Origin of the sequence: Streptomyces sp. NPDC007929, from assembly GCF_042959065.1 — a bacterium.
GTDB lineage: Bacteria > Actinomycetota > Actinomycetes > Streptomycetales > Streptomycetaceae > Streptomyces.
This window is the reverse complement of sequence record NZ_JBIBKD010000005.1, coordinates 383,710-405,445: the sequence shown is the minus strand read 5'-3', so window position 1 is coordinate 405,445 and position 21,736 is coordinate 383,710. Positions and strand designations below refer to the sequence as shown.

Genomic DNA, 21,736 nt, shown 5'->3' with positions numbered 1-21,736 from the left:
CTCTTCTTAAAGTAGGGCAATGCGCACTGGCGAGCCTCTGCCCGCCGTGGGGGAGGCACTCACCGCCCTCGCGACCGGCCTGTGGCACTGGGACACCGCCACCGGGCTGGTCACGGTCGATGCCGAGGCGGCCCGGTTGCTCGGGCTGCCCGCCGAGCAAGTCAGCCTCACGGAGGCCCAGGCCCGGGCCCGGCTGCACCCGGTCGACTGGAACGAGATCACCGGCGTGATCCAGCTGGCCGTGGCCGAGGGCACCCTCGCCGAGGTCCGGATCCGGATCATGGACGAGCAGGGCCGAGTCGTGCGGGTCGTCCGCAGCCGCTCCAAACCGTCCTTCGACCGGGCCCGTAAGGCGTACCGGCTGATCGGCACGCTCCAGGAGGTCACCGAGCCGACACCGGGCACCCCGGCCGGGCGCAGCGCGGTCACCGGCGACTGGCGGCGCTCCCGGGAGGCGTTCCTGCTGGACGCGGGCCGGGCGCTGGCGGAGGCGCGCTCCACCAACGAGGTCCTGCGGGTCACCGCGAATCTGTCGATGCCCGGGTTCTCACCGGACGGGCTGGCGGTGTTCGGAGTCTCCGGCGACCGTCTGACGATCATCGGCCACCACGGGCAGCAGCACGGCACCGAGAGCCCCTTCTCGGACATGCCGCTGGACACGGACTACCCTGCCGCCGAGGTGGTGCGCACGGGCCGGGCCGTCTACCTCTCCTCCGCCGAGCACTACAAGGCCCGCTACCCGCTGACCTGGCCGCTCGCCGAGCGCTTCGGCCGCCGCTCCTGGGCTTTCCTGCCGCTGACCGTGGCCGGGCGGACGATGGGCGCGTGGATGGCGGCGTTCACCTACCCGGTCGCGTTCACCCCGGACGAGCGGTCCGTGCTGGCGACGGTGGCGCGGATGCTGGCGCAGGCCCTGACCCGGGCGGGCCTGGCCGAGAGCGAGCGGGCCCTGACCGACGGGCTCCAGCGCACGATGCTGCCGAGGCTCGGACCGCAGCGCATCCCGGGCATGAGCGTCGCCGCCCGCTACGTCCCGACGGGCGGCGGGCTTCAGGTCGGCGGCGACTGGTACGACGTGATCCCCCTGCCCAGTGGGCGGTTCGCGCTGGTCATCGGCGACGTCCAGGGCCATGACGTACGGGCGGCGGGGCTGATGGGCCAGCTGCGGATCGCCCTGCGGGCCTACGCCTCGGAGGGCCACCGGCCGGACGCGGTGCTCTCGCGGGCCTCCCGGTTCCTGCACGGCATCGGCGACGAGGACCCGGCCGACGCGCGCTTCGCGACCTGCGTCTACGTCGAGGTCGACCCGGCGACGGGGGTGCTGGACATCGCCCGTGCCGGGCATCCGGACCCGGCGATCCGGATGGCCGACGGCACGGTGCTGACCCGGCCGACCTCGGGCGGTCTGCCGCTGGGCATCGACCCGGACGGCGACTACCCCACGACCCGGCTCGCGCTGGAGCCCGGCGAGACGATGCTGATCTGCACGGACGGCCTGCTGGAGACCGGCGGGCACGACCTGGACAGCGGGTGGCGGCGGTTGCGCGGGATCCTGGAGGAGCACAAGGGCGATCTTGAGGAACTCGCCGACACCCTGGTGCAGGCGGTGCACGGGCCGTCCTCGCACCACACCACCGGCCCGCTGGCGGACCGCCGCGAGGACGACATCGCGATGCTGCTGCTGAGCCGGGAGGGCGGGGGCTGCGGCTGCGGTGACGCGATGACCGTACGGCCTGCGGTGCGGCGCTCGGTGCTGACCGTCGCGCAGGCCGAGCCCGAGCGGGTCGCGGTCGCCCGGCAGCAGCTGCGCGAGCTGCTGCACGACTGGGCCTCGCCCGATCAGGTCGACTCGGCGGTGCTGCTGCTGTCCGAACTGCTGACGAACGTCCTCGTGCACACCGACCACGACGCGCTGCTGGTCGCCGAGATCACGGGCGAGGTGGGCGGGCGGCGGTTGCGGATCGAGGTCACGGACGCCGGAGACGATCTGCCGCACCGTCGCCGCCCCGGGGAATTGGCGTCCTCCGGTCGCGGCCTGGTCCTGATCGAACTGCTCGCGCACGGCTGGGGCGTCGACCCGCGCGGTGAGGGCAAGAGCATCTGGTTCGAGCTCTACGAGTCGGTGAACGGCTCGGGCGACGGCTCCTGGTCGCCGTAGCGGTCACGCCCGACCGGACGACGGTGGTTCCTGGTCGCCGTAGCGATCACGCCTCACCGGACGACGGTGGTTCCTGGTCGCCGTAGCGGTCACGCCTCACCGGACGGCGACGGCTTCTCGTCGGCGTAGCGCGTGCGCAGTTCCTGGATGATGCCGAAGGCCGCCGCGGTGAGGGGGACCGCGAGGAGCATGCCGAGCACCCCGGCGACGGAGGCCCCGGCCGTGATCGTCACCATCACCACCGCCGGGTGCATCTGCACGGTCCGGCTCTGGATCATCGGCTGGAGGACGTGCCCCTCCAGCACCTGCACGGCCAGGACCACACCGAGCGCCCAGAGCGCGATGACGAACCCGCGGTCGGCGAGGGCGACCAGGACGGCCAGGGCGCCCGAGATGAAGGCACCCAGGTAGGGGATGTACGCCCCGACGAAGACCAGGGCGCCCAGTCCGGCAGCGCCGGGCACGTCGAGGACGAGCAGGCCCACGGTGATGAGCAGCGCGTCGATGAGGGCGATGAGGGTGGTGCCGCGCATGAACCCCTCGACGGCCCTCAGCGCCCGCCGCGCCATGGCCTCCAGGGTGTCGGCGGCGCCCCGGGGCGACAGCGAGCGCAGCGTCCCGGCCGCCTTGTCGGAGTCGCGCAGGAAGAAGAAGACGAGCAGCAGCGCGAGGACGGCCATCGCGATGGACTCGCCGACGACGCTGACGCCGCTGATCACGCCGGAGGCCGCCGTACCGCCGAACTTGCCCAGCAGTTCACGGGCGTTGGAAGCGAGGTCGTCCAGCGAGGTGCCGGCCGCGCCGAAGTGCGCGGAGATGCCGCGAGCGGCCTGTTTGAGCGAGGTGACGATCTCGTCGCCGGTGTCGATGAGCGCGGCGACCACGATGTACACGGCTCCGCCGACCACGGCGGCCACCGCGACACAGGTGAGCCCGGCCGCGACCGACCGGTGCACCCCGGCCTTGACGAGCCGCCGGTGCAGCGGCCCGAGCAGCGCCGTCCCGAGCAGGGCGAGCAGTACGGGCACGACGGCGGTCCGGAACTCCACGACGAGCCGGATCCCGACGTAGACGACCCCGGCGGCGAGCAGCAGCACGGCGCACCAGGCGGCGAACCGCCGGACGGAGACGGGAAGGAGCGGGGTGGGGGCCTGCACATCCCCACCCGACCACGCCCCGGGCGGGCCGTCCCGTCAGGGAGACCCGCCAGGGTGACGGGGCGTCAGCAGCCCCGGCGCGGCATCAGTCCTGCGGACCGCCCGCGGTCATGCCGTGCACCGCCGGAACCGTGCCCAGGCGGCCCTTCTGGAAGTCCTCGAAGGCCTGCATGAGTTCGTCCTTGGTGTTCATGACGAACGGACCGTAGTGGGCCATCGGCTCGCGGATCGGCTGCCCGCCGAGCAGGACGACCTCCAGGTCCGGGGTGTGGGAGTCCTGCTTCTCGTCAGCGCGGACGGTCAGCGAGCCACCGGCGCCGAAGACCGCGGTCTGGCCCATGTGGACCGGACGGCGCTCGGCACCGACCGCGCCCTTGCCCGCCAGCACGTACGCCAGCCCGTTGAAGTCCTCCCGCCACGGCAGCGTGACCTCCGCACCGGGCGCCACCGTCGCGTGGATCATCGTGATCGGCGTGTGGGTGATGCCGGGACCGGCGTGCCCGTCCAGCTCACCGGCGATCACCCGGAGCAGCGCGCCGCCGTCGGGCGTGGTCAGCAGCTGGACGTTGCCGCCGCGGATGTCCTGGTAGCGCGGGGGCATCATCTTGTCCTTGGCCGGGAGGTTCACCCACAGCTGGAGGCCGTGGAAGAGCCCGCCTGACATGACGAGGTGTTCCGGCGGCGCCTCGATGTGCAGCAGGCCCGAGCCGGCCGTCATCCACTGGGTGTCGCCGTTGGTGATGGTGCCGCCACCGCCCTGGCTGTCCTGGTGGTCGAAGATGCCGTCGATGATGTAGGTGACGGTCTCGAAGCCGCGGTGCGGGTGCCAGGGCGTGCCCTTGGGCTCACCCGGCGCGTACTCCACCTCGCCCATCTGGTCCATCATGATGAACGGGTCGAGATGGCGGTAGTTGATCCCCGCGAACGCCCGGCGCACCGGGAAGCCCTCGCCCTCGAAACCGCTCGGAGCGGTCGTGACGGCGAGCACGGGACGTGCCACGGCCTCGGCAGACGCGGTCACGCGGGGCAGCGTCAACGGGTTCTCGACGGTCACTGCAGGCATGTCGGTTCCTCCTCGTGTACGCCCATTTTAGTTGAGCGTTGAACTTTCCGCCACCCCTAACGAAGAAATCCGGGAGGGCATTCCCGACGTGGGGGACGGCGCAGCGAACCACGGGAGACGGGCGTGGCGGAAGGCCGTCACCCCGCAGCGGGGTGACGGCCCTCGACATCCGGGCAGCTCAGATCGCGGACCTCCGACCCCGCGAAGCTGCGCGACGACACGTTCGCCTACGGCCCGGGGGCGTCCTGGACGGCCTGGCACGGCGCCCGCCGAAGATGCGACGGCCCGGCCCCAGCCGCCAGTGGCAGTGACTACGGCCTTGGCTCAGACACCACTGACTACCTACGGCCTTGGATCAGCCGCCCGTGACTTCGGCCCTGGCTCAGCCGCCGTCCGCGCGGCAATGGCGTCTAGCCGTACATCCGCCGCATCGCGAACTCGACCATCTGCTCCACGGCCTTGGCGTCGAACACCATGCGGTGCTCGCCCTCCATGTCGAGGACGAAGCCGTAGCCGGTCGGCAGCAGGTCCAGCACCTCGGCGCCGGTGATCACGAAGTACTTGGACTCCTTGCCCGCGTACCGGCGCAGCTCCTTGAGCGTGCTGAACATCGGGATCACCGGCTGCTGGGTGTTGTGCAGGGCCAGGAAACCGGGGTTGTCGCCGCGCGGGCAGTAGACCTTCGACGTGGCGAAGACCTGCTGGAAGTCCTCGGCGGCCATCTGCCCGGTGGTGAAGGCGCGCACCGCGTCCGTGAGGGAGGGCGGGGACGGCTCGGGGTACAGCGGCGGCTGCTGCCCGTACCCGCCGGACATCGGCTGCTGCGGAGGGGCGTACTGCCCTTGCGGGCCCGCTGTCTGGTCGTAGCCGTACATGGGCGTAAGCGTACCGAGAGCGGACGGGCGGGCGGGCCGGTACGGCGGTCCCGGCAAACCGACAGCGAGTCGACAGCGCCCGGTCCATGGATCGCCGCGGTCCGCGCTCGTAGCGTCGTGGCATGAACGCACGCCATGACGAGGGACAGGGGCCGCCCGAGCACGGCGGGGGCCTCTCCCACGACCTTCCCGTCCTCGCCCGCCGGCGGATGATCCGGCTGATGGCGGGCGCGAGCCTGCTCCCGCTGGTGGGCTGCACCTCGGAGGGGGAGACTCCGGCGGCCCCCTCCTCCTCGTCCGCGGGGTGCGCGGAGATCCCCGAGGAGACGGCCGGACCCTTCCCCGGCGACGGCTCGAACGGTGTGAACGTCCTCAAGCAGAGCGGGGTCGTCCGCAGCGACATCACCCGCAGCTTCGGCGACTCCGCGGGCGGCACGGCCGAGGGCGTCCCCCTGACGATCACGCTCACGGTGGTGGACGCGGCCTCCGGCTGCGGGACGCCGAAGAAGGGCGCCGCCGTCTAAGTCTGGCAGTGCGACCGGGAGGGCGCCTACTCCCTGTACTCCGAGGGCGTCACCGACGAGAACTACCTGCGGGGCGTGCAGGAGACGGACGAGAAGGGCCGGGTCACCTTCCGGAGCGTCTTCCCCGGCTGCTACCCGGGCCGCTGGCCGCACGTCCACTTCGAGGTCTACGGCAGCCTGGCCGACGCCACCGCGGCCACGTCGATCACGAACACCTCGCAGCTCGCCTTCCCCGAGGACGTCTGCGAGACCGTCTACGCCACGGACGGCTACGCGGCGAGCGTGCGCAACCTCGGCGAACTCTCCCTGGAGGACGACGGGATCTTCCGCGACGGCCACGCACACCAACTCGCGGCGATGAAGGGGAGCACGGGGGACGGCTACACCGCGGCACTGACCGTTCCGGTGTGACCTGTCACAGATGACGGATCGGGGTTGCTTCTTATTACCGACGGGTAGCATCATCGTAGCTACTTGTTGGTACGTGAACTAGCGCGAGGATCCAGTGCCTCGCCGATCTCTCTACGGAGCCGGGAGCCGTCGCCATGGGGCACTACAAGTCGAATCTCCGCGACATCGAGTTCAACCTCTTCGAGGTACTCGGGCGGGACAAGGTGTACGGCACCGGTCCGTTCGCTGAGATGGACGCCGAGACCGCGAAGAGCATCCTGGAGGAGATGACCCGCCTCTCGGAGAACGACCTGGCGGAATCCTTCATCGACGCCGACCGCAACCCGCCGGTCTTCGACCCGGAGACCAACACCGCGCCGGTCCCCGCCTCCTTCAAGAAGAGCTACCAGGCCTTCATGGACTCCGAGTACTGGCGCCTCGGCCTGCCCGAGGAGATCGGCGGCACGACCTCGCCCCGCTCCCTGATCTGGGCCTACGCCGAGCTGATCCTGGGCGCCAACCCGGCCGTGTGGATGTACTCCTCGGGCCCGGCGTTCGCCGGCATCCTCTTCGAGGAGGGCAACGAGGTCCAGAAGCACATAGCCAAGGTCGCCACGGAGAAGCAGTGGGGCTCCACGATGGTGCTCACCGAGCCCGACGCGGGCTCCGACGTGGGCGCCGGCCGCACCAAGGCCGTGCAGCAGGAGGACGGCTCCTGGCACATCGAGGGCGTGAAGCGCTTCATCACCTCCGGTGAGCACGACATGTCGGAGAACATCCTCCACTACGTGCTGGCCCGCCCCGAGGGCGCCGGCCCCGGCACCAAGGGCCTGTCCCTCTTCCTCGTCCCGAAGTACCTCTTCGACTTCGAGACCGGCGAGCTGGGCGAGCGCAACGGCGTCTACGCCACCAACGTCGAGCACAAGATGGGCCTGAAGGCCTCCAACACCTGCGAGATGACCTTCGGCGACCAGCACCCCGCCAAGGGCTGGCTGATCGGCGACAAGCACGACGGCATCCGCCAGATGTTCCGCATCATCGAGTTCGCCCGCATGATGGTCGGCACGAAGGCGATCTCCACGCTGTCGACGGGCTACCTCAACGCGCTGGAGTACGCCAAGGAGCGCGTCCAGGGCCCCGACCTGGCGAACTTCATGGACAAGACCGCGCCCAAGGTCACCATCACCCACCACCCCGACGTCCGCCGCTCGCTCATGACGCAGAAGGCGTACGCGGAGGGCATGCGCGCCCTCGTGCTCTACACCGCCTCCGTGCAGGACGAGATCCAGCTCAAGGAGGCCGCGGGCGAGGACATCTCCGCCCTGGAGGCCCTGAACGACCTGCTGCTGCCCATCGTCAAGGGCTACGGCTCCGAGAAGGGCTACGAGCAGCTCGCGCAGTCCCTGCAGACCTTCGGCGGCTCCGGCTTCCTCCAGGAGTACCCGATCGAGCAGTACATCCGGGACTCCAAGATCGACACCCTCTACGAGGGCACCACGGCCATCCAGGGCCAGGACTTCTTCTTCCGGAAGATCGTCCGCAACCAGGGCGCCGCGCTGAACTCCCTCGCCGAGGACATCAAGAAGTTCCTGGCACTCGGTGAGGGCGGCGAGGAGCTGGCCGGTGCCCGCGAGCACCTCGCCAAGGCCGCGGTCGAGCTGGAGGCCATCGTCGGCCTGATGCTCACCGACCTCGCCGCCACCGAGCAGGACGTCAAGAACATCTACAAGGTGGGCCTCAACACCACCCGCCTGCTGATGGCCTCCGGTGACGTCGTCGTCGGCTACCTGCTGCTCAAGGGCGCGGCCGTCGCCGCCGAGAAGCTGGAGACGGCCTCCGCCAAGGATGTGTCCTTCTACACCGGCAAGATCGCCGCCGCGAAGTTCTTCGCCGCCAACGTCCTGCCGGGCGTCACCCTGGCCCGCAAGGTCGCCGAGGGCGTCGAGCTGGACCTGATGGAGCTGGACGAGGCCGCGTTCTAGATCATCACGTCCGCTGTTCGAGGGCCTGTTCCCCTACGCCGGGAACGGGCCCTCGTCCGTCGTTAAGGTTTACCCATGACCGAACCAGCCCGCCTGTCTCGGACCGCCTCTTTCGACCGCGGCCACACCGACGACCTCATGACCTTCCTGGCGGCGAGCCCCACGCCGTACCACGCCGTGGCCACGGCCGCCGAGCGCCTGGAGAAGGCCGGCTTCAGGCAGGTCGCCGAGACGGACGCCTGGGACGCGGCGACATCAGCGGGTTCCGCCGCGGGGAGCGGCGGCAGGTACGTGCTGCGCGGCGGCGCGATCGTCGCCTGGTACGTGCCGGAGGGCGCGGCACCCCACACGCCGTTCCGGATCGTCGGTGCCCACACCGACTCCCCCAACCTGCGCGTCAAGCCGCTCCCCGACACCGGGGCGCACGGCTGGCGCCAGGTGGCCGTGGAGATCTACGGCGGACCGCTGCTCAACTCCTGGCTCGACCGCGACCTCGGCATCGCCGGCCGGCTGACCCTGCGCGACGGCTCGACGCGCCTGGTGAACGTGGACCGGCCGTTGCTGCGCGTCCCGCAGCTCGCCATCCACCTCGACCGCTCGGTGACGGCCGACGGCCTCAAGCTCGACAAGCAGCGGCACATGCAGCCGGTCTGGGGCCTCGGCCGCGACGTCCGCGACGGCGATCTGATCGCCTTCCTGGAGGAGACGGCCGGCATCCCCGCGGGCGAGGTCACCGGCTGGGACCTGATGACGCACTCGGTGGAACCGCCCGCCTACCTGGGCCGCGACCGCGAACTGCTGGCCGGGCCGCGCATGGACAACCTGCTGTCGGTGCACGCCGGCACCGCGGCCCTCGCGTCCGTCGCCTCCTCCTCCTCCTCGCAGCCGGCCTCCATCCCGGTCCTGGCCGCCTTCGACCACGAGGAGAACGGCTCCCAGTCGGACACCGGCGCCGACGGCCCGCTGCTCGGCACCGTGCTGGAGCGCTCGGTGTTCGCCCGCGGCGGCTCCTACGAGGACCGTGCCCGCGCCTTCGCCGGCACGGTCTGCCTGTCCTCCGACACCGGCCACGCCGTCCACCCCAACTACGCCGAGCGGCACGACCCGACGCACCACCCGCGCGTCAACGGCGGCCCGATCCTCAAGGTCAACGTCAACAACCGCTACGCCACGGACGGTTCGGGCCGGGCGGAGTTCACGGCGGCCTGCGAGGCGGCGGACGTGCCCTTCCAGTCGTTCGTCTCCAGCAACTCCATGCCCTGCGGCACCACGATCGGCCCGATCACCGCCGCGCGGCACGGCATCAAGACCGTCGACATCGGCGTGGCCATCCTGTCGATGCACAGCGTGCGCGAACTGTGCGGCGCCGACGACCCGTTCCTCCTCGCGAACGCTCTCACGGCGTTCCTGGGGAGGTAGAACGGGCCGTCACCGCATGGGTGTTCCCCTCGGGGGTACCCGGTGTTCCGGGACCGGAACGACCGGACCGTACAGGGAGGCGACACACATGGGCCTCGGCGGATGCATCATCCTCATCGCCGTGGGAGCCATCCTCACGTTCGCGACCGACTGGGACATGCAGGGGGTCAACCTCGACCTCGTCGGCATCATCCTGATGATCGTCGGACTGATCGGCGTCACCACGTTCAGCAGCATCGCGCGGCGCCGCCGCGTGGTGGTGCCCCCGACGACGCCCGGTGTCGTCGAGGACCCGGCGGTCCACCGCCGGGACGGCTACAGCGACGGGTACGGGGTGTGACGCCCGGGGTTCTCAGGCCTCGCCGGGGGCCACGTCCATCCCGGCCAGCACCAGCCCAAGCCGGTCCGTCCCCGCTGCGGTGAGACGGACGGGCACACCCCAGTCCTGCTGGTGGACATGGCAGGCCGGGTAGGCGTTGTCCGGGTCGTCGTCGCAGGAGGCGGCCATCGCGGACACGTGCAGCACACCCTCCGGTACGGCGGGGTCGAGTTCGAGGGCGCGGGAGAGGTCCGTCCCCGCGCCCTCGCCGCCGCGCAGCAGCTCCGGCGGGGTGGAGGAGACGAGCAGACGGGTCGAGGGGCCGTACCGGGTGTCCAGCTTCTGGCCCGCCGGGGCCTGGAAGATCACGTCCAACTCCAGGCGCCCGGGCGCTACTTCGGTCGCTTCCCGCCGGGAGCGGTGAGCGACCCCGGCGACCCGCACCGCCTCCTCCGGCAGCCGCAGCCGCGTCAGGCGGTGGCGGGCCGACTCGACGACCACGATGTCGTCGCCGGCGAGCACCGCGTCGCTGGGTTCACGCAGGTCCGTGGCGAGGGTCGTCACCTCGCCGGTCGCCGGGTCGTAGCGCCGCAGGGCGTGGTTGTAGGTGTCGCTGACCGCGACCGAGCCGTCCGGCAGCGCGGTGACGCCCAGCGGGTGCTGGAGCAGGGCCTGTTCGGCGGGGCCGTCACGGTGGCCGAAGTCGAACAGGCCGGTGCCGACGGCGGTGTGCACGGAGCCGTCCGGCTCGACCCAGCGCAGGGCGGACGTCTCCGAGTCGGCGAGCCAGAGCCGCTCGGGCGTGGCGGCCAGCCCGGACGGCTGCGCGAACCAGGCCTCTTCGGCCGGCCCGTCGACGAGCCCCTCGTTGGTCGTCCCGGCCGTGACCTCGACCGTTCCGTCCCGCGGGTCGTACGCCCACAGCTGGTGGACACCGGCCATGGCGATCCAGACCCTGCCCTGCCACCAGGCGACGTCCCAGGGGGAGGACAGGTCCACCTCGCGGGCCGGGCCCGAGGTGGGTGAGCCCCGCCACCACTGCCGGCCCGTGCCCGCGAGGGTGGTGACCTCACCGGTGGCGAGGTCCAGCCGCCGCAGGGCGTGATTGACGGTGTCGGCGACGACGACGGAGCCGTCGTCCAGCAGGGCGAGGCCCTGCGGTTCGCTGAAGGCGGCGGTGTCACCGCTCCCGTCGGTGAAGCCGCGCTCCCCCGACCCGATCCGGCGCACCACGCTCTCGCCGTCCTCGGCGAGTTCGACCAGCTGATGCCGGGTGGTGTCGCTCACCAGGAAGGTCCCCGACGGCAGCGGCAGCGCCTTGCCCGGGAACCGCAGCACGGTCGGCTCCGGCTCGGGCGCCACGTACGGCCCGTCGCCCCGCCGCAGCGTCCCCTTCGCCGAGTGCTCGGCCTCCAGCTCCCCGACCAGCCGCTCGATGGCGTGCACATGCCCCTCACCGGCGTGCTGTGCGACGACGTACCCCTCGGGGTCGATCACGACCAGCGTCGGCCAGGCCCGCACGGCGTACTGCTTCCAGGTGGCGAGCTCGGGGTCGTCCAGCACGGGGTGCTCCACGCCGTACCGCTCCACGGCGTCGACGACCGCCCGGTGCTCCGCCTCGTGCACGAACTTCGGCGAGTGCACCCCGATGACCACGACCGTGTCCCGGTGCTTCTCCTCCAGCTCGCGCAGCTCGTCGAGGACGTGCAGACAGTTCACGCAGCAGAACGTCCAGAAGTCCAGAACGACGATGCGTCCCCGCAGGTCGGCGAGGGTACAGGGCTGCCCACCGGTGTTCAGCCAGCCACCCTTGCCGGTCAGCTCGGGGGCACGGACGCGGGCGCGCCGGGGTGCGGGCCTTTCCTCGTTGCTCATGGGTCCAGGATGCCTGGAGACATCGCGAGTATTCGAACGGAGATTTAAGACATAGAACGCGCGAGCGACTGGTTTTTGCATATCTGCATTAAATAGATGATCTTGCTGCAAGATGTGTCAAACTCGAGCGCGTCGATCGGCACGAGGCGGGGGAGCCACCATGTCATCACAGGCCCCGACGTTCGGTGAGGAACTGCGCCGGCGTAGGAACGAGTCCGGGAAGTCGCTGACCGACATGGCACGGCTCGTCCATGCGACGAGGTCTCATCTGAGCAAGGTCGAGCGAGGCCTCCGCAAGCCCAGCGTCGAACTCGCCCGCGCCTGCGACGCCAAACTGCACGCCGACGGCCGGCTCCTGGCCCTGCTGCCCGCCGCGGCACGCAAGCGGAAGGAGCACCCCGCCTCGCGCGGCGGCGACGGCGTGCCCTGGTCGCTGAGTGTCTCCGCCGACGGCGAGAGCACCTTCACGGCCTGCGACCCCGAGGCCCTCGCCGACGGTCACGCCTCCGCCGCCATGGCGCACTGGGCCGTCGTGCCGGGCGCCCGGGAAGCGGTCTCCGTGCAGGCGTCGCTCCCCGTGTTCCACGCCGTGTTCGACGAGTACCGCCGACTCGGCCAGTGCTCCGGCCCCGCCCTGGTGATCCCGCTGAGCAGCACGGCCACCGGGGCGTTACGCGGCCTCGCCCACAGCGCCGCTCCGGCGAGCCGCGCCGCCGTGCTTCGGCTCGCCGCGCGCTTCGCCGAGTACACGGGCTGGATGTGGCAGGAGGCGGGCGACGACCGGGCCGCGCGCTGGTGGACCGAGCAGGCGGCCCGCCTCGCCGCCTCGTGCGGTGATCACGAGATGGCCGCGTACACGCTGCTGCGCCGGGCCGAACTCGCCCTCTACCAGGGAGACGCGCAGACCACCGTGGACCTCGCGGAGGCGGCCGGGCGGCAGGCACGCGGCCTGCGGACCAGGGAACTGGCCGCACAGCGCGAGGCCCAGGGGTACGCGCTCATGGGCAGCGAGACACAGTGCCGGCGCGCCCTGGACCGCGGCGCCGAACTCGTGGCGGCTGCCCGGCCGCAGACGGACGACACCCCCGCCCTGGGCAGCACCCACCTCCCCGACCTCGCCGCCTTCGTCGCGGCCTGGTGCCTGCGTGAACTCGGCGAATCCGAGGCCGCCGTCGCCCTGCTCGACGCGGGCCAGGACACCATCGCCCCGCACGCCCTGCGGGCCCGTGCCCGTCACGGCGCCCGGCTCGCCCTCGCCCTCGCGGACGCCGACGAGGTCGAGCGGGCGTGCGCGGTGGCCCGGTCCGTCGCACAGGACGTACAGACCACCGACTCCGCCACCGTACGGGCCGACTTGCGGCAACTGAGGTCGTCGCTCGCCACCCGGCGGAAACATCCCGCCGTCCGCGACCTCCTGCCGGTCATCACCGCGAGCCTGCGCGGGGACCGGACGGGCTGAGAGCCACCGCCCCACCGCGCCCGGACCGCGACAGCAACCCGGGCGGACGCCGACGACCGCCCCGGTCGCCTGTGTCCTGTTGGCACCGGAAGTGTCAACAGGCAACGCGTTGACCGCCCTTACGGCGGCTGAAAACGTCGGATTCACCCAGCGCCGCCACTGCTGCCACGGCCGCTGCCCGAACCGTCCGCGGAGCCCACGACTCCCGGCATCCGCCCAGCCCACCCGGGACCCACCGGGGGGCGCGGCCCTCCCATGAAGCGAGGAACAGCATGGCTCCCCGTATCTTCATCAACTTCCGTCGTGCCGACACCGATACGACCGGTCCGCACCTGGACACCATGCTCCGGAAGGAGTTCGGCGACGAGGCGGTGTTCCGGGACCAGCGCTCGATCGAGAAGGGCGCTCACTTTCCCGACGAGATCAAAGGCGCCCTGCGCAAGTGCGACCTCCTGCTCGCGGTCATGGGTCACCGCTGGGCGACGGTGACGGACGGCAACGACCGCCGCTGCATCGACAACCCCGAGGACTGGGTCCGCAAGGAGATCGCGCTGGCCCTCGCCTTGGGCATCAAGGTCATGCCGGTCCGGGTCGACGGCGCGAAGGTGCCGGACGCGGCCGAACTCCCGGACGACATCCGGGACCTGAGCACCAAGCAGGGGGAGTTCTTCCGGCCGCACCAGGAACACATCGACTTCCCGCCACTGCTCGACGCCATCCACAAGGCGGTGCCCGACCTGCGCCGCCGGCGCCCGCGCCGGCCCCAGGGCGACGGCGGCGGAGCGACGTACCACATCGACCGCTTCGACCACGGCTCGGCGAACTTCGGTGGCAGCGGCAACACGGCGAAGACCTACAACTCCGACCCCGACGAAGACGACGAGGCACGCCCATGAGCACGAGTGACGACGTCCCCGCGTCCGGCGTCCCGGACCCGGGGCCCGCCCACGAGCCGGTACCGGACGCCCCGCCGCCCGGCCACGAGGAGCCGCCCGCACCGGAGGCCGCCGCCCCGTCGGACTCCGGCGAGGCGGCCGGCCCCGGCCCGGACGACGACCCGGCCCGCGAGGACCGGGCCGACGACGCCCGGGCCGACGAGGCACCCGGCGAGCAGGACGGCTCCTCGCCGGACGACGCCGGGCCCCGGCCGCGGGCGCGTGACACGGAGGACCGCCACCGGGCCGAGACGGTGTCCTCCGCCGCCTTCAACGAGGCGTTCAACAACGCCATGTCCTTCGGCGGCAACGCCTACACGCTGAACGTCGGCACGGCCAAGGACGCCGAACTCCAGCGCATACGCCTCGACGCCACCGGGACGGCACGGCAGCACCGGCTGCACCACCCGGTCCCGCAGCAGGACCGCATGGCCGAAACGCTGCGCGAGCACCACCTCGTCGCCCTGTTCGGGACGGCGGGCAGCGGACGGGAGGGGACCGGCACCTTCCTGCTGGCGGACCGGTGCGGCAGCGAACACGTCGTCGTCCTGCACAGTGCCGACACCGACCCGTTGCAGGCCCTGGTCGCCCAGGCCCGCCGCTGCCTCAAGCCCGGGGAAGGCGTCCTGGTCGGTCTGGGCACCCGGCGGCCCGGACGGAGCACACTCAGAGCGCTCAGCCTGCTCGCCCGGGAGCGGAAGGCGTACGTCGTACTGATCGTCGACGCCACCCGGACCGACGACGATCTCCCCGCCCCCTACGCCGTGCGGCACCAACGGCCCGAGCCGCGGCCGGTGCTGGACGCGCACCTGCGGTCCGTGCTCGAAGAGCACCGCGCCGGGTGCACGGCGCGCGACCGCTGCGACCGGGCACGGATCCGCGTCTTCGCGGACAGGGTGCTGGACGATCCACGGGTGGCCGGCAGACTCGACGCCGCCCGCAGGGTCGACCGGATCACGTCCTTCGCCCAGGACATCGCAGCCTGCCTGCACGACACCGGGGACGCCCTGGAGGACCTGCTCAACGCCCCTCAGGAGGATCTACGGAGCCTCGCGAGACGGTTCCTGAAGCTGTCGGAGCCGCAGGAGAGCGAGGAAGCACCGGCCGCCTCGGAGGCCGAGACGCACCACCAGGCCGTGCGGATCTCGTACGTCCTCGGATACGACCTGCCGCTGTCCGACGTCCTGCGGATGGGCACACGGCTCAGCGCCGAGATGCTGCGCGCCGAGTACCGCGAGTCGGCGCCCGCGCGCCCCGTGTTCGAACTCGACCTGGACCGGCTGGTCGCGCCCGGCATGGGCATCGCCGCCGAGTCCGGCGCCCACCGGTCCGACAACCCGCGCCGGGCCCGGCTCGCGGACCCGGAGCTGATGCCGGCGGTCGTCGAGGTGATCTGGCACGGATTCGGGTGGCTGCGCGAACCGCTGATCGCATGGCTGCGGGCCCTGGCCGACGACCGGCTGGAACGGGTCGGCACACGGGCCGCGGTGATCGTCGGCCAGCTGCTCCGGCACGACTTCGACAGTGTCTACCGCGACGTGGTGAAGGACTGGGCGCGCAGCCCGTCGGTGCGCGACCGCCGGTACGCCGCCATGGCGCTGTCCGTGGCGATGGCCGACGACGACCCCCGGCTGACGGCCCAGGTCGGGCGTCAGGTGGCGGACTGGGCCGGCAGTCCCCGTGCGCAGCTCCAGGACAGCGCCGCGCGGGCCTACGGGACGCAGCTGGGGACCCAGGACGTGCCGGGCACCTTGCGGGCCTTGCAGGATCTGGCCGGCCGGCCCGCGCTCGACCTCTACGCGTCCGTCGCCTACTCGACCGCGACGCTGTTCCTCGCCGAGGGTGGCGCGGAGCCCGTCGGCGACACGCTCGGCCGGTGGATCCGCGCGGACGACGGCCACCTGCCGCGCCACGCGGTCCGCACCCTGCTGGTCCTCGGTCCCCTGGCCGCAGGGCCCGAGCTGCCGTCCCGCCCGACGCTCGCGCACCAGGTCATGGAGGCCCCCGGGCGCGAGGAGACGCTCCTGCTGCTGTGGCAGCGCGCGCTGATCGACCCGGCCCACTCCGGCCAGGCATGGCACCTGCTGTGCGACTGGCTGGTGGCGGCCGACGAGGACGAGGACCTGGCCCTGTTCCTGGAGAAGTTCGCACTCCGGATCTGGCCGCCCAAGGACCGCCGCGCTCTCTTCCACCTGCGCCGGTGGGCACGCCGGCTGCCGGACGCGGCGCTGGTGGCCCGGCTCCTCCAGGCCCTGAAAGGCCTGTGAGCCCCGGCGTACCGGCCTCTTCCGCCCGGCCGCACCGGCCGCACCGGCCGCACACGGCACACGACACCCCGGAACAACCAGCCCCACAGGAGGATCGACATGGCACGGCGCAAAGGCCTGTTCGCCACGCTGCGCGAGGCGTGGCGCACCTGGCGACGGAACCGGTACGACGACCCCTTCGAGGAGGAGCTGGACACCACCGGCTCCGGCGAGGGGGACGGGACGGCTCCCCAGCCCCGCCGCAGGAAGGTTTTCGTGCAGTCCCCGCCCCCGAAGACCCCGCTGTCCATGGCGGCGCGGGACGACGTCTTCTCCTACGAGGTGATCCCGACGTTCCAGTGGAGCAGTTCGGCGATGTCCCGCGAGACGCTGAAGGAACGCGTCGTGCACCACGAGGCGACCGCGCGCGAGGAACTGCTGCGGGTCGGCTGGTCGGCCGCCCGTGACTGCGACCCGGCCGACCCGGTCGCCGCCGAGCGCGCGATCAACAGGAAGCTGTCCGTCGACGGCAACTGGTGCTTCGACGACACCGAGGGCCTCATCCGGTGCACCCCCTCGGTCCGGGTCCGGGTCGACCCCGCCCTGCGCGAGCACGTACTGCCGCACCGCCTGGACGAGCTGACGCTGCGGGAGACCCAGCGGCTGGGGCTGATCAGGGCGGAGCGGGCGCGGGTGCTCACCGAGGCCTGGCTGAAGGTGATCAGCGAGCTGGAGCTGATCGGCGAACTCGACGCCCACCAGCGGCGTCTGCTGGTCCCGTTCGCGGCCACGCTCGCCGACCAGGAGTTCCGCAAGGTCATGGAGGGGCTGCGCAGGCAGCGCCGGACGAGCGTCGACGCGCTGATCACGACGCTGGAGGGGGCGCGCGGCGCCCACCAGGAGGCCGGGCTGTTCGAGTTCGCCGACGCCTACGACAAGGCCATCGCCGCGTTCCGCCGGGAGATGGGGCTCAGCGAGTCGTCCTGGATCGAGGACGCCGTCGCGCCCGACGGGCCGGCCCGGTGAGCGCCCCGCGCGCTGAGCGCGCCGCCCGGCAGCGGCGGCGGGCCCCGTACCGCCGTGGCCGCGCGCTGTCCGCCGCCATGGCCGTGCTGGGCGTCCTGACGGCCGCGACCGTGCTCACCGGCTGCGAGGACGAGGACGACAGAGCCGGGTGCGCCTGGACGAAGACCCAGGCGCCGACCGCGGAGGCCGGGAGCACCGTCGTCCTCGTCGACGGTTCGGCGTCCGTGCACGTCAAGAAGGCCGGGTCCCGTGGGCCCGACTACGGGCAGACCATCGACGAACTGCTCGACGAGGACGACGAGCAGGGGGAGACCGTCTCCATCGGCACCTTCGGCGGCAGCGCGGGGGACGTCGTGTGGACCGTGCAGGAGCGGCCCGGCGACTGGCGGGAGAGCAACGACAACCCGCGCAACCAGGAGCTGAACCGCCAGGCGGCGAACGGCTGTCTGCGTGACGACCTCGCCACGGCCCAGCGGACGCGGCCCGTGGACGGGGGCACCGACGTCCTCGCCGCGCTGACGGCCGGGGCCGAGATGCTCAGCGGCGCCGAGGGCGAACGGCACCTGCTCGTGCTCACCGACGGGCTGTCCACCACGGGCTGCGCCGACCTGCGGGGGGCACGGTTCGGCTCGGCCCAGGACATCAGGTCCATCGTCTCGGTGTGCGCGGCGCGGGGGGAGTTCAGCGAACTCCCCCGTCTGGAAGGGGTGAAGGTCACGTTCGTGGGCCTGGGGCACTCGGCGGGCGGCCAGCCCTCCGCGGACACCTCCCAGCGCGTCTGGCTGCGCAAACTGTGGACCACGCTGTGCGAGCGGGCCGGCGGCACGTGCGACGCCGAGGAAGCCTCCGTCATGGCGGAGTCCCCCGCTCCGGCCCGTCCGGGTTCCCCGAGCGAGCCGGTGGTGCGCTACGGCAGCAGCCGATCCCGGACGATCACGTTGCCGGGCGCCGCCCTGTTCGACACGGACTCGCCGAGGGTGCGGCCGGCGGCCGTCCGGACACTCGCCGACGTCGCCGCGACCATCCTCACCACCCCCTCCCTCGACCGGGTCGTGGTCAACGGCTACGTCGACCCCCGAGGCGGCTCGGGCAACGACCGCGCGCTGTCCGAGGGGCGTGCGGACGCGGTGCGGGAGGTCCTCGTCGACCACGGGGTGTCCGCCTCCCGCGTGACGGCGCACGGCCGGGGCCGGTCACCGGGCTGCCCCGAGTCCGCTGACGGCCCCGCCGAGGACATGACCCGGGAGCAGCGGTTGCAGTGCGACCGCCGCGTCGACATCGAGATCATCCGGAAGTGAGGCGAGGCACCGCCATGAAAGTGAACGGCAGCAACGGTTCGCACGGGGGCGCACGCGAGGCGCCGATACCCTGCCCCAAGTCGTTCCTCCCCCTCGTGGGCCCGGACGGACTCCGGCCCGCCGGACGGCCGGCCGACCCCGTGGACAGCCGGGAACACGCCGTGCTGATGCGGGCCTTCACTCAGGCCAACGGTGGCCTGGCCAAGGCCCAGCGGCGCCTCGGGGAGCTGGGCACGACACTGGTGGAGACGTTCCAGTCGGCGCTCACCGCGATCGACGCCGTGGAGCGTTACACGGTCGGCCGCACCGCGGGCGAGGCCCGCGACCGGGTCCACGCGGTACGGATCCGGCACACCGCGGACGGGCCGGAGGGGCTGCGCCGCAGCCGGCGGCCCTGGTCGTGGCTCCAGTGGATGATGCTGGGGCTGAGTGCCCTGTTCGACCTGCCCTTCGTCGGTCAGGCCACGGCACAGGCCCTGAGCGTCGGCCCCGGCGACCTGTGGCAGACCGTGGTCTACGCCCTGTCGTTCCTGGTCGCGCTCGGGGTGTCCACCCTCCAGTTCGCGCTGAGCTGCTGGCTCGCGAGATCACTCTTCCGGCTGCGGGTGCGCGCCGCGCACCGCACCGAGCGGGTGCTGCGTGCTCCGTGGCCCGCACTGCGCCATGCGCTGCGGCTGGACGGGGCACGCACCGAGACCCGGCGGCCGGACGGCCTGCCCTGGTCCGCCCCGGCCCTTCCGGTCCTCGCCAACCTGCTGCTCATCGGCCTGCTCGCCACGACCGCCTACACGCGCACGGGCCAGAGCAATCCGCTGGCCTTCGACACGGCCGGCACGGTGATGGCCGTCTTCCTCATCGTCTCGCTCGGCCTCGCCACCGCGGCGACGGCCATCCTTGCGCACAACCCCTACGCCGAGGCCGACAAGTCCGCCTCGGGCACCGCGTCCGACGCCGAGGAGAGCGCGGAGCGGCTCGTGTCCGAGGCGAGGCAGCGGCTCGTCGCGCACAGCGCCTCCTGGCACGAGCTGCGCTCCGCCCTGGAGCAATCCGAGGCCGACGCACGCCGTGCCGTGGACGACGCCTGTGTCGCGATCGTCGAGGAGCGGGCCGACAGCGGGGTCGCCGGCGCCCTGGAGCTGCCGCTGCGCGGCCACACCTGGCCCCCTCGCCCGGACAACGCCCCGTCGAGGGACGACGGGGCCGGGGACGACGGCAGGTCCGGCCTGCCCCGCCTGCGTCTTGAGCTGCTGGAGCACGGCGACGGACTGCTGGACCGGTACGCCCCGACCCTGCTGGAGAACTGGCTGGAGGACACCGTCGAGGAGCTGAACGCGCAGTTCTCGCTGCCGGACACCGAGCCGCCCGGCACCCCGCCGGCGCAGGACCCGCCCGGCACCCCGCCGGGGACGCACGGGGCATCCGCCGTATGACCGGTGGCCCGCACCTCGACGAACAGCGCGTCAAGCACCTGGAACTGCTCCAGAGCGTGATCGCCCGCCTCGGCAACAACTCGTTCCTGATCAAGGGCTGGTGCATCACGCTGAGCGGCGTGCTCGTCGCGGTCGCGGACCGCCGCCCGGGCGCCGCGACGATCCCCGTGGCCCTGGCCCTGGCCGTCGGATTCTGGCTGCTCGACGGCTACTACCTCCGCCAGGAGCGCCTCTTCCGGGCCCTCTACGAGCGCGTCGTCAGCGACCAGGACGACCCGCCGCCCCCGTTCACCATGGACGCCGAGCGCTACGGCGGGACGGTGTCGCGGTTCGCGGTGCTGCTGTCCCGGCCGATGCTGTTCTGCTACGGCGTGCTGGCCGCCGCCAACAGTCTGCTCCTCGTCTTCCTGGGCTGAGGCGTACCGGGCCGCCGCCGGAACCGGGCCGCCGCCCCGAACCGGCTCACCGGCCGGCGGGCCGGGCCGACCAGGGTCGCCGGTCCGGGCCCGGCCGGCGGCTGCCCGCGGCGGCCGGCGTCCAGGGCAGCAGGATCCCGTCGCCCGCGCGCCGCGGCACCAGGTGGACGTGCAGGTGCGGCACGGTCTGGGTGGCGGCGGCGCCCCGCGACGTGATGACGTTGCAGTCGCCCACCTCGGCCGCGAGTTCCGCGACGCGCCGCATGGTCGCCGCCGACACCAGCGGGTCCGCCGCCACGTCCGGGACGTGGGTCTTGGGCAGCACCAGCACATGCCCCGCCGTGACGCCCCCGCCACTGGGCAGGATCGCCAGGGCGTCCGGCCAGTCGCGCAGCACCTGGGCCGGGTCGAGCCCGCGCACGATGCGGCAGAACGGGCACGTGACCCCGCTGTGCGGGCCGGGCGCGGCCGGCTCCTCGGGAAGATCGCGGTCCTCTGCTGCCCGGTGCATGATCCCTCCAGGGTGCGGACGTGACGGCGGTTCACCGTCACCGTACGGTTGCCGTGGCCGAGTTGGGCTCGCGGCCGGCTCCGGCGACGGACGGGCCTCGGCCCTTCGGCCTATCGGCGGCGTTTCGGACCTGGCTGCGGGGAAGCCCTGGTCCCATGAGATTCCTCGTGTACGACCGGCTCCTCGGTTTCGGTGACGACTACTGGATCGAGGACGACCGCGGCGCCAAGGTGTTCCTCGTCGATGGCAAGGCCCTGCGGCTGCGGGACACCTGGGAGCTGAAGGACACCCAGGGGCGCGTCCTCGTCGACATCCACCAGAAGATGCTCGCCCTGCGCGACACCATGGTGCTCCAGCGGAGCGGGGAGCCGCTGGCGACGATTCGCCGCAAGCGGCTGTCCCTGCTGCGCAACCACTACCGGGTGTCCCTCGCCGACGGCAACGAACTCGACGTCAGCGGCAAGATCCTCGACCGGGAGTTCGCCGTCGAGTACGACGGGGAGCTGCTGGCGGTGATCTCCCGGCGGTGGCTGACCGTACGGGACACCTACGGCGTGGACGTCGTCCACGAGGACGCCGATCCGGCGCTGCTGATCGCGGTGGCCGTGTGTGTGATCCACCTCGCGGAGAAGGAACGGGAGGACTGAGAGCGC

At 72.3% G+C, this 21,736-nt stretch carries 17 protein-coding genes and 1 pseudogene; 13 read left to right on the top strand and 5 right to left on the bottom strand.

Going from position 1 to position 21,736, the window contains the following annotated elements; genetic code table 11:
* Positions 1-19: 19 nt before the first annotated feature.
* Positions 20-2,158 (top strand): SpoIIE family protein phosphatase, encoded by a 2,139-nt coding sequence (locus ACFZDE_RS19275; protein WP_391200942.1) that lies wholly within the window; start codon positions 20-22, stop codon positions 2,156-2,158.
* Positions 2,159-2,247: 89 nt separating this feature from the next.
* Here the strand turns inward: ACFZDE_RS19275 and ACFZDE_RS19270 are convergent, their stop codons facing one another.
* The 3 genes from ACFZDE_RS19270 to ACFZDE_RS19260 all read right to left on the bottom strand — a co-directional run bounded on the left by ACFZDE_RS19270 (position 2,248) and on the right by ACFZDE_RS19260 (position 5,253).
* Positions 2,248-3,315: an AI-2E family transporter gene (locus tag ACFZDE_RS19270; RefSeq protein ID WP_391200940.1), complete on the bottom strand. Its 1,068-nt coding sequence runs from the start codon at positions 3,313-3,315 to the stop codon at positions 2,248-2,250.
* A gap of 85 nt (positions 3,316-3,400) precedes the next feature.
* A complete protein-coding gene (locus tag ACFZDE_RS19265) occupies positions 3,401-4,378 on the bottom strand; it encodes a pirin family protein (protein ID WP_391200938.1) in 978 nt (325 codons plus the stop codon).
* A gap of 410 nt (positions 4,379-4,788) precedes the next feature.
* The gene (locus tag ACFZDE_RS19260; protein ID WP_030846788.1) at positions 4,789-5,253 is read right to left on the bottom strand and encodes an SseB family protein; all 465 of its coding nucleotides are present in this window, start codon (positions 5,251-5,253) and stop codon (positions 4,789-4,791) included.
* A gap of 122 nt (positions 5,254-5,375) precedes the next feature.
* On the opposite strand from ACFZDE_RS19260, the pseudogene ACFZDE_RS19255 reads away from it, so the two are divergent.
* The 4 genes and pseudogenes from ACFZDE_RS19255 to ACFZDE_RS19240 all read left to right on the top strand — a co-directional run bounded on the left by ACFZDE_RS19255 (position 5,376) and on the right by ACFZDE_RS19240 (position 9,908).
* Positions 5,376-6,188: pseudogene (locus ACFZDE_RS19255) on the top strand (intradiol ring-cleavage dioxygenase).
* A 134-nt stretch (positions 6,189-6,322) separates the two neighbouring features.
* On the top strand, positions 6,323-8,149 hold the full coding sequence (locus ACFZDE_RS19250) for an acyl-CoA dehydrogenase C-terminal domain-containing protein (protein ID WP_391200937.1): 1,827 nt from the start codon (positions 6,323-6,325) through the stop codon (positions 8,147-8,149).
* A 75-nt stretch (positions 8,150-8,224) separates the two neighbouring features.
* Positions 8,225-9,568, top strand: a complete 1,344-nt coding sequence (locus ACFZDE_RS19245; protein ID WP_391200935.1) for a M18 family aminopeptidase — start codon at positions 8,225-8,227, stop codon at positions 9,566-9,568.
* 88 nt (positions 9,569-9,656) lie between these two features.
* On the top strand, positions 9,657-9,908 hold the full coding sequence (locus tag ACFZDE_RS19240) for a DUF6458 family protein (protein ID WP_390998730.1): 252 nt from the start codon (positions 9,657-9,659) through the stop codon (positions 9,906-9,908).
* A 12-nt stretch (positions 9,909-9,920) separates the two neighbouring features.
* Here the strand turns inward: ACFZDE_RS19240 and ACFZDE_RS19235 are convergent, their stop codons facing one another.
* Complete coding sequence (locus ACFZDE_RS19235) at positions 9,921-11,762, bottom strand: thioredoxin-like domain-containing protein (RefSeq protein WP_391200933.1); 1,842 nt, start codon at positions 11,760-11,762, stop codon at positions 9,921-9,923.
* Positions 11,763-11,922: 160 nt separating this feature from the next.
* On the opposite strand from ACFZDE_RS19235, the gene ACFZDE_RS19230 reads away from it, so the two are divergent.
* From ACFZDE_RS19230 to ACFZDE_RS19200, 7 genes are all read left to right on the top strand, one after another.
* Positions 11,923-13,221, top strand: coding sequence for a helix-turn-helix domain-containing protein (locus tag ACFZDE_RS19230; protein ID WP_391200930.1), 1,299 nt, complete (start codon positions 11,923-11,925; stop codon positions 13,219-13,221).
* Positions 13,222-13,493: 272 nt separating this feature from the next.
* Positions 13,494-14,117 carry a TIR domain-containing protein gene (locus ACFZDE_RS19225; protein WP_391200927.1) on the top strand — a complete coding sequence of 208 codons (624 nt, stop codon included), beginning with the start codon at positions 13,494-13,496 and terminating at the stop codon, positions 14,115-14,117.
* The gene (locus ACFZDE_RS19220; RefSeq protein WP_391200925.1) at positions 14,114-16,423 is read left to right on the top strand and encodes a hypothetical protein; all 2,310 of its coding nucleotides are present in this window, start codon (positions 14,114-14,116) and stop codon (positions 16,421-16,423) included. Before ACFZDE_RS19225 ends, ACFZDE_RS19220 begins: the two co-directional genes overlap by 4 nt.
* Positions 16,424-16,522: 99 nt before the next feature.
* Complete coding sequence (locus tag ACFZDE_RS19215) at positions 16,523-17,428, top strand: hypothetical protein (protein ID WP_391200923.1); 906 nt, start codon at positions 16,523-16,525, stop codon at positions 17,426-17,428.
* On the top strand, positions 17,425-18,726 hold the full coding sequence (locus ACFZDE_RS19210; protein WP_391200920.1) for an OmpA family protein: 1,302 nt from the start codon (positions 17,425-17,427) through the stop codon (positions 18,724-18,726). Before ACFZDE_RS19215 ends, ACFZDE_RS19210 begins: the two co-directional genes overlap by 4 nt.
* Positions 18,723-20,156 (top strand): hypothetical protein, encoded by a 1,434-nt coding sequence (locus ACFZDE_RS19205; RefSeq protein ID WP_391200918.1) that lies wholly within the window; start codon positions 18,723-18,725, stop codon positions 20,154-20,156. Before ACFZDE_RS19210 ends, ACFZDE_RS19205 begins: the two co-directional genes overlap by 4 nt.
* A complete protein-coding gene (locus ACFZDE_RS19200; protein WP_391200915.1) occupies positions 20,153-20,572 on the top strand; it encodes a hypothetical protein in 420 nt (139 codons plus the stop codon). Before ACFZDE_RS19205 ends, ACFZDE_RS19200 begins: the two co-directional genes overlap by 4 nt.
* 46 nt (positions 20,573-20,618) lie before the next feature.
* Here ACFZDE_RS19200 and ACFZDE_RS19195 read toward each other — a convergent pair whose 3' ends face one another.
* On the bottom strand, positions 20,619-21,083 hold the full coding sequence (locus tag ACFZDE_RS19195; RefSeq protein ID WP_391200914.1) for an HIT domain-containing protein: 465 nt from the start codon (positions 21,081-21,083) through the stop codon (positions 20,619-20,621).
* 155 nt (positions 21,084-21,238) lie between these two features.
* On the opposite strand from ACFZDE_RS19195, the gene ACFZDE_RS19190 reads away from it, so the two are divergent.
* A complete protein-coding gene (locus ACFZDE_RS19190; protein WP_390998720.1) occupies positions 21,239-21,730 on the top strand; it encodes an LURP-one-related family protein in 492 nt (163 codons plus the stop codon).
* Positions 21,731-21,736: the final 6 nt, after the last annotated feature.